Below are 12121 nucleotides of genomic sequence, written 5' to 3'. Positions count from 1 at the left end.
TGATAAGGCGTCCCTTGTCCGGTTTTACCGCTTCACCGGTGCAGCAATCGCCACATTACGCCCATTCAGCGTAATCCGGCCTTCTGTAAACCAAGATACGACTTCAGGGTATAACTGCTGTTCAGCGGTATGGATACGCTCAGAAAGGGATGCTTCGTCATCCCCTTCCAAGATTTCGACTGCATGTTGTGCAATAACTGGCCCCGTATCCATTCCTCCATCGACAAAATGAACGGTAATACCCGTCATTTTCACTCCATACGCTAGCGCCTGCCCGATGGCATCTTTCCCTGTGAATGAAGGCAGCAGCGATGGATGAATGTTAATCATACGGCCACTGTACGGTTCCACCAGAACGGAGGTCAACAGACGCATATATCCCGCCAGTACAATTAGATCTATACCGCGTTTACTGAGTTCTGCTGCTATCTCCTGCTCGTAGTCTTCTCTCGAAGCATAGTCCTTCGGCTGGAACAAAAAACAATCAATCCCTGCTTTACGGGCACGCTCTACAACAGGAGCCTGCGGCTTATCGCATACGAGAACACTGATCTCTCCACCCAGCGAACCGTTAGCCATCGCATCAACAAGCGCCTGAAAATTGCTTCCTCTGCCGGAAGCGAACACCGCAATCCGGTATGATCCCATTACACATTCGCTCCCGTAAAGGTAACCGCACGCTCTCCGTCGGTAACTTTTCCGATAACATAAGCCTCTTCACCAGCGGAACGCAAGAGCTGAAGTGCCTGATCTGCATCCTGCTCAGCAACGACAACAACCATGCCGATTCCCATGTTAAATGTCGTAAACATATCTTTATTGGAGATGCTGCCTTGGTCCTGCATCAGTTTAAAGATCGGCAGAATCGGCCATGAACCGTACTCAATGTCGACATTCACGTTCTCTGGCAGCATACGCGGAATATTCTCGATGAATCCGCCGCCTGTAATGTGAGCCATACCTTTCACTTGAATCTCTTTGAGGAGTGCAAGCAGCGGTTTAACATAAATCTTCGTTGGTTCAAGTAATACATCTCCAAGACGTGCGCCAAGCTCAGGCAGCTCTTGATCGAGCGCATATCCAGACTCCTCCAGAAGCAGCTTACGAACAAGTGAGAAACCATTGCTATGCACACCGCTAGAAGCTAATCCAAGAACAACGTCACCAGATGCAATCGCTTGTCCGTTGATCATCTTGCTCTTATCGACAATACCCACCGTGAAACCAGCAATGTCGTATTCTCCCTCAGCATACATCCCTGGCATTTCGGCCGTTTCGCCACCAATCAGGGAACACCCTGCTTGATTACAACCATCCGCGATCCCTTTAACAATCGCTTCGATTTTCGCTGGAATGACCTTATCACAAGCTAGATAGTCCAGAAAAAAGAGCGGCTCCGCACCCTGTACCACAACGTCGTTCACACACATAGCCACTGCATCAATTCCGATGGTGTCATGACGGTCCATCGCGAATGCAAGTTTCAGCTTTGTGCCGACGCCGTCGGTACCCGAGACGAGAACCGGCTCTTCATAGTTATCTTTATTTAGTTGAAAGAGGGCTCCAAAACCACCCAGATCCGTCATAACCTCTGGTCTGAATGTAGTCTTGACGTGCTTTTTCATCCGTTCAACAGCTTCATTGCCTGCAGCAATATCCACACCGGCGTTTTTATAAGTATCAGACACGCGCTTAACACTCCTTTTTTATAAAGAAAGAATCTATATTATATTCAATGCCCTTAATGACTTAGCAGATGAAAGAAAATAGATCCGGAGACCACCAACTTGTAGGTATGGCAGCTCCGGAATGAATAAGTCACCTTAACAGCCGCAGCCCATCTTTTCTTCACCTTTAAAATCAATCTTCGTCGGGTACTCGTTGTCAAAACAAGCGAGACATAATCCGCCTTTCGGGCTTTTCTCGTCATAACCACCGATCGCCTTGATCAAGCCCTCAGGGCTTAGGAAGGCTAGGGAGTCTGCATTGATCTCCTTACATATTTCCTCCACACTCTTCTCAGAAGCAATAAGCTCCTGACGATTCGGTGTATCTATTCCGTAGAAGCAAGGATTCTTGAACGGTGGAGAAGTAATCCGAACATGCACTTCTGCAGCTCCCGCTTCTCGCAGTAGATTCACAATCCGCCGGGATGTCGTTCCCCGAACGATGGAATCGTCAATCATCACGACACGTTTGCCTTCGACAACACGACGAACGGCGCTTAGTTTCATCTTAACGCCTTGCTCGCGCAGCTCCTGGCTAGGTTGAATAAATGTCCGGCCCGTATATTTATTCTTAATAAGTCCAAGTTCATAAGGAATACCCGTCTGCTCTGCATATCCAATCGCAGCCGAAATACTGGAATCCGGAACGCCTGTGACCACATCCGCATCCACAAACGATTCAAGCGCCATCCGGCTGCCCATACGTTTACGTGCGGAGTGTAGATTCGAGCCGTTCAGATCACTGTCCGGACGAGAGAAGTAGATGTATTCCATCGCACACAGTGCTTTTTGACCTGCTTCTGTGTAACGATCTTCTTGTAGTCCGGAACCGTTCACATCCAAGACAAGTAATTCACCTGGCGCAATATCACGGACTGCTTCTGCCCCGATCACTTCCATGGCACATGTTTCAGAAGCGAAGACATATGCATCACCCAGACGGCCCATGGTTATGGGTCTTAGCCCATTCGGGTCGGAAGCAACAAGCAGCTTGTCATTCGTCATAATTAGGAATGCGAATCCGCCTACTAGGCGCTGAAGTGCATCCTTAGCCGCCTCGACAAAATCCTTCGGCGAGCGCGCAATCAGATGGGCGATCACTTCCGTGTCACTCGTCGTCTGGAAGATTGAACCCGCGTTCTCCAGCTCGCGCCGTAACTGTGGCTCATTAACGATATTGCCGTTTGTTGCAATGGCCAGATTACCTTCACGGTATTTAAAGATCAGCGGCTGCGCATTAGACAGGCGACTATCTCCACTGGTAGAGTAACGAACATGCCCAATAGACATATCTCCGTTCAAAGACTCTAGAACATCCTTGTCGAATACTTCCTTAACGAGTCCCATACCCCGGTGATAGTTGAACTCACGACCATCTGCCACACAGATTCCTGCACTTTCCTCGCCCCGGTGCTGCAGTGCATGCAGCCCATAGTAGGACAGTGAAGCGGCATCAGGGTGTCCAAACACCCCGAATACGCCGCATTCCTCTTTGAGCGTATCAAAGATATCGCTCTGTCCTGTTCCTTCATTATAGTAATCACCAGTCCATAATCCTTCCGGTATTAATTCATTCGGCATGGAATGGCATCCTCCCAGACGGACTTCAAAGCCTCCACCGGTTCTTTCACAGCGGAAGTACCGTTAATGTTGATGCTTAATTGATCTCCGCCAACATGGCCAATCGTAGCGAACGGAACATTTGCTTCCTTTAAGAGCTGCTCCAGATCAGCCTGTTTGTCAGGGGATACGGAAAGAATAATACGGGATTGGCTTTCGCTGAAGAGTACAATGTCATTTCTAAGCTCTGTGCTCAGATTAACTTCAGCACCGACACTTCCGCTAATACAGCTTTCAGCCAACGCTGCAGCAAGTCCACCCTCAGATACATCATGAGCAGAGCTAACAAAACCAGACTGAATGGCAGTAAGTACGCCATCGAGCAATTTTTTCTCTGTAGTCAGATTCAGCTCTGGAGGACGACCTTCAGAAACACCATGCAAGATCGCCTGGAATTCACTACCGCCAAGCTCTGCGAACGTTTCACCAAGCAGGTAGATTGCATCGCCTTCGGATTTGAAGCCTTGCGTTGTAATATGATCTGTATCATGAATTAGACCGACCATACCTACAACGGGAGTTGGGTAAATTGCACCCTTCGCATTTTCATTGTACAGACTGACATTACCGCCGATAACTGGTGTGTTCAGCTGATGGCAAGCTTCTGCCATTCCGTCCACCGCACGTTCCATCTGCCAGAAAATCTCTGGTTTCTCCGGGCTACCGAAGTTCAAGTTATCCGTAATCGCAAGTGGCTCAGCACCGGAGCAGACAATGTTACGCGCTGCTTCACTAACGGCAATTTTGCCTCCAAGCTCTGGATCTAGATATACATAACGTCCATTACAGTCCGTTGTCATCGCAAGTCCTTTGCGTGTGCCGTCTACCGTCACTACCGCAGCATCAGAACCTGGACGAACCGCCGTACTGGTACGAACCATATAATCATATTGATTGTACACCCAAGCTTTACTTGCAAGGCTTGGAGAACCAAGAATTTGCTTCAAGGCATCGCCAAGATCCTTCACTTCATCATAACGAAGTGTATCCACAGCAGCTTGAGCTTCATAGTAAGCAGGTACAGCTGAAGGTTTGTTATATACAGGGCACTCGTCTACCAGTGCTTTAACTGGCATATCACCAACGACTTCACCGTGATGAATCAGCTTCAATCTTCCGTCATCGGTTACCTTACCGACCTTCGCACAAATGACGCCCCAACGTTCAAAAATCTCAAGCGCCTGCGCCTCATCCTTCGGCTCAACAACGAACAACATACGCTCTTGGGATTCAGACAGCATCATTTCATACGGAGTCATGCCTTCTTCACGTTGTGGAACCTGATCCAGATACAACTCCAGTCCATTACCAGCTTTACTTGCCATCTCAGCACTAGAACATGTCAATCCGGCCGCACCCATATCCTGAATCCCGAGCACGATGCCCGTATCAATAAGCTCCAGACAAGATTCCATAACCAGCTTCTCCATGAACGGATCGCCAACCTGAACTGCAGTACGTTTCGCCTCAGATTCTTCGGTCAACTCAACGGAAGCAAAGGTTGCACCGTGAATACCATCTCGGCCTGTTGGAGGACCAACGTAATACACGGGGTTACCTACACCTTTTGCAACACCGCGCTGGATTTTATCATGATCGATAATACCTACGCACATAGCGTTAACGAGTGGGTTACCTTCATAACTTTCGTCGAAGACAACCTCTCCACCAACGGTAGGAATGCCGATGCAGTTACCATAGCCAGCAATACCCGAAACCACATGCTCGAACAAATATTTAACACGATCGCTCTCTAGTCTGCCGAAGCGAAGCGAGTTCAGAAGCGCTACCGGTCTTGCACCCATGGAGAAAATATCACGAATAATGCCGCCTACACCCGTAGCTGCACCTTGATAAGGCTCAACGGCAGATGGGTGGTTATGGCTTTCGATTTTGAACACGACTGCTTGATTGTCACCGATATCTACAATACCCGCTCCCTCACCAGGTCCCATCAGAACGCGCGGACCACTTGTCGGGAACTTACGAAGCAAAGGCTTCGAATTCTTGTATGCACAGTGCTCGGACCACATAACACTAAATACACCGATTTCCGTATAGTTAGGTTTACGTCCCATAAACGAACAGATCAGATCGTATTCGCTGTCCGATACTCCCATTTGTTCATATAACTTAAACTCCGCAACCTGCTCTGCGGTTGGTTCTTTAGCGGACACTTGTTGCTGCGTCATGACGATCCCTCCATGTCTGAATGATGGATTTAAACATTGCCTTTCCGTCTTCCGATCCGAGCAGGCTGCTCATCGCACGTTCCGGGTGAGGCATCATGCCAAGCACATTGCCGCGCTCGTTACAAATCCCTGCAATATCTGCAACCGATCCATTCGGATTATCCTTATAAGTAAATACGATTTGCCGGTTGTCCCGGAGCTGTTGTAGTGTAGCTTCATCACAATAATAGTTACCTTCACCGTGAGCGATAGGAATAACAATCTCTTGTCCTTCCGAATAACTACCTGTAAATGGTGTTTCCTGATTAACGACCTTAAGTACACTATCATGACAGCGGAATTTCATAGATTCGTTACGACGAAGAGCACCTGGCAAGAGCCCTGCTTCCGTCAAAATCTGAAATCCGTTACAAATTCCAAGAATGAATTTTCCTTCTTCCGCCGCTTTGGCCACTTCGTTCATGACCGGGGCGAACCGGGAAATCGCACCGCACCGAAGGTAATCTCCATAGGAGAAGCCTCCAGGTACCAAGATGCAATCATAAGGCGACAGATCTGTTTCTGTATGCCATACATAATCCACAGATTCTCCCATGGCCTCAACTGCTTTATAACAGTCAATATCACAGTTCGAACCTGGGAAGACAAGTACTGCAAATCTCATGGTTAGCCCTCCAATTCATAACGGTAATCTTCAACTACCGTATTAGCCAGAAGCTTTTCACACATTTGCTGCAGACGCTCTTCCGCTTCCTTGCGGTTATCTGTATCCAGCTCTAACTCCATATACTTTCCGATACGAAGGCTTTCCACTTCCTTGAATCCTACGGAATGAAGTGCCCCTTGTACTGCTACCCCTTGTGGATCCAAAACGCTTTGCTTGATGGTGACATAGACCTTTGCTTTCAACATCGTTTCCTGTTCCTCCTCGGTATCGTATATGAATAATTGCTTACTTATGATTGCCTTGTGAACCTAAGACGCCGTAATCCGGCGGAAAATATCGGTATAACGGTTCGTTGTTTCTGCAACAACGGATTCAGGGAGCGGATCAGGTTTACTGTTCTTATCCCAGTCGGATGAAGCCAAGTACGTACGAACAGGCTCCTTATCCATGCTGTCAATCTCAATATCCAGCGCATAATTCGCTTTATCCCAGAAACGGGATGAATCCGGAGTGAAAATCTCATCGATCAAGATGACTTTCCCATCAATTAGACCAAATTCGAATTTACAATCCGCCAAAATAATTCCTCGCTCCGCGCAGTAATCACGCGCGAATCGGTACAGCATCAGACTTTTCTCCTGAAGTTCTAGCGCAAGCTCATCGCCAACGAGTTCTTTCATGCGCTCCATGGAGATATCTTCATCATGACCCACATCATTCTTGGCCGCAGGTGTGAAGATCGGCTCTGGAAATGCCTCATTCTTACGCATTCCCTCAGGAAGCTTAATGCCATTCACTTCACCCGTAGCTTGATATTGACGCCATCCGCCGCCCGTAATATATCCACGCACGACACATTCAATATCAATACGTTCTGCCTTGCGGGCTACCATAATCCGACCCTCCAGCAGTTCTTTGTCCTTAACGATCGAGCCGAGCAACTCCACATCTGTATGAACAACATGATTGTTGATCAACTGTTCAGTCAGTCCAAACCAGAAAGTACTAAGCTTGTTCAGCACCGTTCCTTTAGCGGGAACCGGTGGGTCTAGCACATAGTCGAACGCTGAGATTCGGTCAGTAACCACAATCAGCATGTGCTCTCCCAGATCATAAAGCTCACGAACCTTACCCTTGTACAACAAAGGTGCATCAATTAAATCGACAGCCGTAGAAAGCGCAGGTAATGCCATGTCATCTCACTCCCTTTTAAGCGGGGGCCGCTTGATAGCGGCCGTTATCTTGGCAGTTAAAGGAACGACTGCTCTACTATTCGTTCAAGCCCAATTTCGCAAAAATCGTATCTACATGCTTCAGATGCCAGCTTGGATTAAATGCATCTTCGATCTCTTCACGGCTCAGCACTTCCGTAATTTCCGGTGTTGCCTCAATAATCTCACGGAATTGACGTTGTTCTTCCCATGCCTGCATGGCTCTCGGCTGTACCGTATCGTACGCCTGCTCGCGGCTGAAGCCTTTGTCGATCAGCTTCGTCATCACACGGCCGGAGAACGGAACACCGAAAGTCCGTGCCATGTTGCGCTTCATATTCTCTGGGAATACCGTCAAGTTCTTTACGATATTACCGAAGCGGTTCAGCATGTAGTTCAGAAGCATCGTTGCATCCGGCAGAATGACACGTTCCACAGAGGAGTGGGAAATATCCCGTTCGTGCCAGAGTGACACGTTCTCATATGCCGAAACCATATGGCCGCGAATGACGCGCGCAAGACCCGAAATATTCTCGGAGCCAATTGGATTACGTTTATGCGGCATTGCAGAGGAACCCTTTTGCCCTTTCGCAAAAGCTTCTTCCACTTCACGAACTTCACTCTTCTGAAGTGCGCGCACTTCCGTAGCGAATTTATCAAGGGAAGTTGCGATGAGTGCCAGTGTAGCCATGTATTCAGCATGACGGTCACGCTGCAGTGTTTGTGTCGAGATCGGAGCAGCCTTTGTACCAAGCTTCTCGCAGACGAACTGCTCTACCGAAGGGTCAATGTTGGCATATGTGCCTACAGCACCGGAGATTTTACCGTACTGAACGCCATCAGCCGCATGACGGAAGCGCTCCAGATTACGAATCATCTCTTCGTGCCACAGTGCCATTTTCAATCCGAAGGTTGTTGGCTCTGCATGTACACCATGCGTACGACCCATCATTGGTGTGTGTTTATAAGCAAGTGCTTTCTCTCTCAGAATGCCAATAAACCGAAGAATGTCCTGCTCCAAAATCTCATTCGCTTGTTTCAACAGGTATCCTGTAGCTGTATCTACTACATCTGTAGAAGTCAGGCCGTAATGCACCCATTTGCGTTCCGCGCCAAGGCTTTCAGATACCGCACGGGTGAATGCAATAACGTCATGGCGTGTCTCTTGCTCGATTTCATAGATTCTCTCGATATCAAAGGTCGCGTTCTTGCGGAGCTCTACGGTATCTTCTTTAGGAATAACACCCAGTTCAGCCCAAGCTTCACATGCACATAACTCAACCTCAAGCCATGCTCTGAATTTATTCTCCTCGGTCCAGATAGCCCGCATTTCCGGTCTGCTGTAACGTTCGATCATATATTTAATGCCTCCATATATTAGTTTGCTTTACCCATTCGAGCGCGTCCTCTACATCTCCGCAAAGTAAGTTGATGTGACCCATTTTGCGGTTATGCTTACTGTCGCTTTTGCCATATAGATGAAGCTTAGGCACAATACCAAGTTGAATGGCTGCCTGATCCTCTACAATAGATCTGCCAATCACCTCATCAAGATGTTGCCCTAACACGTTTACCATCACCACAGGCGTAAGCAGTGTAGTATCACCAAGTGGTAGATTGCATATTGCTCTCACATGCTGTTCGAATTGTGAGGTCGTGCATGCTTCCATGGTGTAGTGCCCCGAATTATGCGGCCTTGGTGCAACCTCATTCACATAAAGTGAACCATCAGCCGTGAGGAACATCTCTACTGCAAGCAGTCCAACCGCGTTTAGACCTTCTGCAACCTTCTCAGCCAGCTGACAGGCTTTGCGCTGAACTTCAGTTGGTATACGTGCCGGAACGATGGACAGATACAAAATATTGTTCACATGAATATTTTCCGCAGGTGGGAAGCTCTTCACTTCACCATTCGGCGTACGTGCTGCGATAACCGAAATCTCACTTGTGAAGGTGATGAATTTCTCAAGTACAAGCTCTGCACCCGTGGCAGCCAGCTCCGTGTAAGCAGCTTCAAGCTGCTCCTCTTGCCTAAGAACCGCCTGTCCTTTTCCATCGTAGCCACCAGTTGCGGTCTTGAGCACACAGGGTAAGCTCAGCTCAGCTACAGCTTCATGTAAGCTTTCGAGGCTTGTGATCTCACGATATGGAGCTACAGGGACACCTGCTGCTTCAATAGCTGCCTTCTCACGGAGGCGATGCTGCGTTGTATAGAGCAATTTACTTCCTTGTGGAACGTAAGACCGCTCTTCAAGCAGCGCTGCAACACCAGCATCCACATTCTCGAATTCATACGTAATGACGTCAGATTTCGCTGCAAGTTGTCCCGCCGCTTCAGCATTATCGTAAGCTGCGATAATCTGCTCTGATATTTGTCCAAGTGGACAATCAGGCTGCGGATCAAGCGTGATGAACTTGTATCCCATCCGTGTTCCATCAAGCGCCATCATACGGCCTAATTGTCCGCCGCCGAGCACACCGATAACCGATCCCGGAGCTAAACGCTCGCTGCTTGTCTGACTACGCTGCCTCAGTTGCTCTTTCATAGATTGTCACTGCCTTTCAGCACCTCATCGCGTGTTCGGTCTCTTCGCTCCTGGACCCTTGCACGGATACTCTCATCTGCAGCACCAAGAATCTGGGCGGCAAGCAGCCCCGCATTCGTAGCACCCGCCTTGCCAATGGCCACAGTAGCAACTGGAATACCACCTGGCATCTGAACGATGGAGAGCAGGGAATCAAGTCCATTCAGTGCTTTTGATTGAACAGGTACACCAATAACGGGTAATACCGTTTTGGAGGCGACCATTCCAGGAAGATGAGCTGCTCCCCCAGCGCCTGCAATAATAACGCGTAACCCGCGTCCCACCGCTTCTTCTGCGAACTTGAACATCAGATCTGGCGTCCGATGTGCTGAGATAACCTTTTTCTCATAAGCGATCTCCAGCTCATCTAATACCTGGCACGCATGAGACATGGTATCCCAATCGGACTGACTTCCCATAATGACTGCAACTTGCACCGCCATCACTCCACCTGCTTTCTTCGCATGTTTTCGAATCTTCTTCATCACATTAAAAAATCCGATTTCCCTGTATTACATCTGCGGGACACCGGACCTCTCGGGGGAATACCGCTTCTATATCACCATGTCATGAAGACAATACAGAGATACAAGAAACTCCACACCTTGGCCAGCTAGAAGCCAAATAAATTTGCTTCTATATAGCAGTGCCGTATTCCCTCGTAGTCCGAAAATTTAAGGTTCCCGGGTAGAAACTTCTGGGCCATATCCCCAGCTTTATACGAGACATATTTAATTTACTAAATTTACATTTCATCAGTTGAATTGATCCTTAACAAGTTCAGTTTATCAATCCCTGACACCTCATGTCAACCTAAACACGAACATTCTAATATACTCAAAAAATATTGTTCGTTTTTTCGATATTTGAATATATAACAAAAGGGATGCCCATAAGCATCCCTTTAATGAGGTTAATTTATTATTTAATAACAAGGACTGGAATCTTGGCATGCTGCACCACATTATGGCTGACACTGCCCAGAACGAACTCTCGAATACCGCCTAAACCACGGCTACCGATAATGATTAGATCCATTTCATTTTGTTTCGCATATTCCAGAATGACTTCCGCAGGAGGTCCCTGAATCATTTCAACCTTACCATTCACTTGTGCATTAGCCATACGCTCTCTAAGCTCTTCCGTTGTTTGCTCAGCTAGGTCATAAATTTCCTTATTAACGGAAGCCGGAATAGGAGCAATACCTTCTCCAACGAAGAAGCGTGGAAATTCAAAAGCATGCACGATGTCTAGTGTAGCCCCTGGCGTTACTTTAACCAGTTCAACGGCTCGGCCAAGAGCTTTGTTCGAAGCTTTAGAACCGTCATAAGCCAGCAAAATTTTGGTGAATAGCATACAGGCCACCTCTTTCTCTGTGTGTTAAGAATGAATTGCTCTTCATTAAACCCGTTAGACGTAAATTGAAACGATTCATAGCTTGCATTCCAAGTTCAGAAGTTATGTAGATCGGAGGTCATTTCCACAAGTACCCGTACAATACAGCATTGAGAAATAACAACAATGGCACTCCAATCTTAAACGATAGATGCCTTGTCTTATGCCTTTTACGGTACATGGCAACCCATACACCAAAAGCACCGCCGACAGCTGCTAATAAGAACAATGTCTTCTCAGGAATACGGTCCCTGCCAAGACGTGCTCGCCGCTTGTCATCGGACATGACCAAGTAGGCCACAGCATTAATAAAAACAAACCAGACACCCAGCGCGGTTCTCAATGTTTATCCGCACCTCCAATCCCCAAGTCAAATCTTTCGATTTTGGTAGGTATCATAGCTTCTACCTTTATTATAGAACTACAAATTCATGAATTCAATGACACTCTGTGGACAAAAAGCAATAAAAAGCCCGCGGAAAAGTGATAAGCTGTATTCCTTATCCATGTAGCATTTTCCGCAGGAAGTATGTCCAATAACCTTTTTCAAAGCAACTTTAAGATTCCTGTTTTGGGATTCCATTCAGACTCGGAACATAATCGTGAGCCTTTTTCGGCTTGAGTGTCTGGCTCTCTTCCAAAATGCTTGATTTGTTCTGCTGATTCTCCGTTTTTCTTGCCTTGTGATGTGGCACGATATATCACCTCCTGTTCGTAGAATGAA

General features: G+C 47.6%; 13 protein-coding genes and 1 riboswitch. All 13 genes read right to left on the bottom strand.

What is annotated here, in order from left to right; translation table 11 throughout:
• Nucleotides 1-24: 24 nt before the first annotated feature.
• The 13 genes from purN to ACK8P5_RS04350 all read right to left on the bottom strand — a co-directional run bounded on the left by purN (nucleotide 25) and on the right by ACK8P5_RS04350 (nucleotide 12092).
• Nucleotides 25-648, bottom strand: coding sequence for a phosphoribosylglycinamide formyltransferase (gene purN, locus ACK8P5_RS04410; protein WP_422659772.1), 624 nt, complete (start codon nucleotides 646-648; stop codon nucleotides 25-27).
• Entirely contained in the window at nucleotides 648-1688 is a 1041-nt protein-coding gene (purM, locus tag ACK8P5_RS04405) for a phosphoribosylformylglycinamidine cyclo-ligase (protein WP_422659771.1), read from the bottom strand. Before purM ends, purN begins: the two co-directional genes overlap by 1 nt.
• A 135-nt stretch (nucleotides 1689-1823) precedes the next feature.
• Nucleotides 1824-3308 (bottom strand): amidophosphoribosyltransferase, encoded by a 1485-nt coding sequence (gene purF / locus ACK8P5_RS04400; RefSeq protein WP_422659770.1) that lies wholly within the window; start codon nucleotides 3306-3308, stop codon nucleotides 1824-1826.
• Nucleotides 3293-5539: a phosphoribosylformylglycinamidine synthase subunit PurL gene (purL, locus tag ACK8P5_RS04395; RefSeq protein WP_422659769.1), complete on the bottom strand. Its 2247-nt coding sequence runs from the start codon at nucleotides 5537-5539 to the stop codon at nucleotides 3293-3295. Before purL ends, purF begins: the two co-directional genes overlap by 16 nt.
• Nucleotides 5514-6203, bottom strand: coding sequence for a phosphoribosylformylglycinamidine synthase subunit PurQ (gene purQ / locus ACK8P5_RS04390; RefSeq protein ID WP_422659768.1), 690 nt, complete (start codon nucleotides 6201-6203; stop codon nucleotides 5514-5516). Before purQ ends, purL begins: the two co-directional genes overlap by 26 nt.
• A gap of 2 nt (nucleotides 6204-6205) precedes the next feature.
• Nucleotides 6206-6451 (bottom strand): phosphoribosylformylglycinamidine synthase subunit PurS, encoded by a 246-nt coding sequence (gene purS / locus ACK8P5_RS04385; RefSeq protein ID WP_379242693.1) that lies wholly within the window; start codon nucleotides 6449-6451, stop codon nucleotides 6206-6208.
• A 63-nt stretch (nucleotides 6452-6514) separates the two neighbouring features.
• Complete coding sequence (locus ACK8P5_RS04380; protein WP_422659767.1) at nucleotides 6515-7399, bottom strand: phosphoribosylaminoimidazolesuccinocarboxamide synthase; 885 nt, start codon at nucleotides 7397-7399, stop codon at nucleotides 6515-6517.
• A gap of 76 nt (nucleotides 7400-7475) precedes the next feature.
• A complete protein-coding gene (gene purB, locus ACK8P5_RS04375) occupies nucleotides 7476-8774 on the bottom strand; it encodes an adenylosuccinate lyase (RefSeq protein WP_422659766.1) in 1299 nt (432 codons plus the stop codon).
• A gap of 4 nt (nucleotides 8775-8778) precedes the next feature.
• Nucleotides 8779-9963, bottom strand: coding sequence for a 5-(carboxyamino)imidazole ribonucleotide synthase (gene purK, locus ACK8P5_RS04370; protein ID WP_422659765.1), 1185 nt, complete (start codon nucleotides 9961-9963; stop codon nucleotides 8779-8781).
• Entirely contained in the window at nucleotides 9960-10445 is a 486-nt protein-coding gene (gene purE / locus ACK8P5_RS04365) for a 5-(carboxyamino)imidazole ribonucleotide mutase (RefSeq protein WP_422661369.1), read from the bottom strand. Before purE ends, purK begins: the two co-directional genes overlap by 4 nt.
• A gap of 199 nt (nucleotides 10446-10644) precedes the next feature.
• Nucleotides 10645-10746, bottom strand: a riboswitch (purine riboswitch).
• 177 nt (nucleotides 10747-10923) lie between these two features.
• Nucleotides 10924-11358, bottom strand: coding sequence for a universal stress protein (locus ACK8P5_RS04360; RefSeq protein WP_422659764.1), 435 nt, complete (start codon nucleotides 11356-11358; stop codon nucleotides 10924-10926).
• A 118-nt stretch (nucleotides 11359-11476) separates the two neighbouring features.
• The gene (locus ACK8P5_RS04355) at nucleotides 11477-11740 is read right to left on the bottom strand and encodes a DUF1294 domain-containing protein (RefSeq protein WP_422659763.1); all 264 of its coding nucleotides are present in this window, start codon (nucleotides 11738-11740) and stop codon (nucleotides 11477-11479) included.
• Nucleotides 11741-11954: 214 nt separating this feature from the next.
• Nucleotides 11955-12092 (bottom strand): hypothetical protein, encoded by a 138-nt coding sequence (locus ACK8P5_RS04350; protein WP_422659762.1) that lies wholly within the window; start codon nucleotides 12090-12092, stop codon nucleotides 11955-11957.
• Nucleotides 12093-12121 lie beyond the last annotated feature (29 nt).

Source organism: Paenibacillus sp. EC2-1 (genome assembly GCF_049311625.1).
GTDB lineage: Bacteria > Bacillota > Bacilli > Paenibacillales > Paenibacillaceae > Paenibacillus_AQ.
The sequence above is the reverse complement of the archived record's forward strand: the minus strand, read 5'-3'. Positions and strand labels throughout refer to the sequence as shown.

Coding starts and splice junctions, on each gene's coding strand:
- purN (WP_422659772.1), bottom strand. CDS start 648: ATGGGATCATACCGGATTGCGGTGTTCGCTTCCGGCAGAGGAAGCAAT.
- purF (WP_422659770.1), bottom strand. CDS start 3,308: ATGCCGAATGAATTAATACCGGAAGGATTATGGACTGGTGATTACTAT.
- purL (WP_422659769.1), bottom strand. CDS start 5,539: ATGACGCAGCAACAAGTGTCCGCTAAAGAACCAACCGCAGAGCAGGTT.
- purQ (WP_422659768.1), bottom strand. CDS start 6,203: ATGAGATTTGCAGTACTTGTCTTCCCAGGTTCGAACTGTGATATTGAC.
- purS (WP_379242693.1), bottom strand. CDS start 6,451: ATGTTGAAAGCAAAGGTCTATGTCACCATCAAGCAAAGCGTTTTGGAT.
- ACK8P5_RS04380 (WP_422659767.1), bottom strand. CDS start 7,399: ATGGCATTACCTGCGCTTTCTACGGCTGTCGATTTAATTGATGCACCT.
- purB (WP_422659766.1), bottom strand. CDS start 8,774: ATGATCGAACGTTACAGCAGACCGGAAATGCGGGCTATCTGGACCGAG.
- purK (WP_422659765.1), bottom strand. CDS start 9,963: ATGAAAGAGCAACTGAGGCAGCGTAGTCAGACAAGCAGCGAGCGTTTA.
- purE (WP_422661369.1), bottom strand. CDS start 10,445: ATGGCGGTGCAAGTTGCAGTCATTATGGGAAGTCAGTCCGATTGGGAT.
- ACK8P5_RS04360 (WP_422659764.1), bottom strand. CDS start 11,358: ATGCTATTCACCAAAATTTTGCTGGCTTATGACGGTTCTAAAGCTTCG.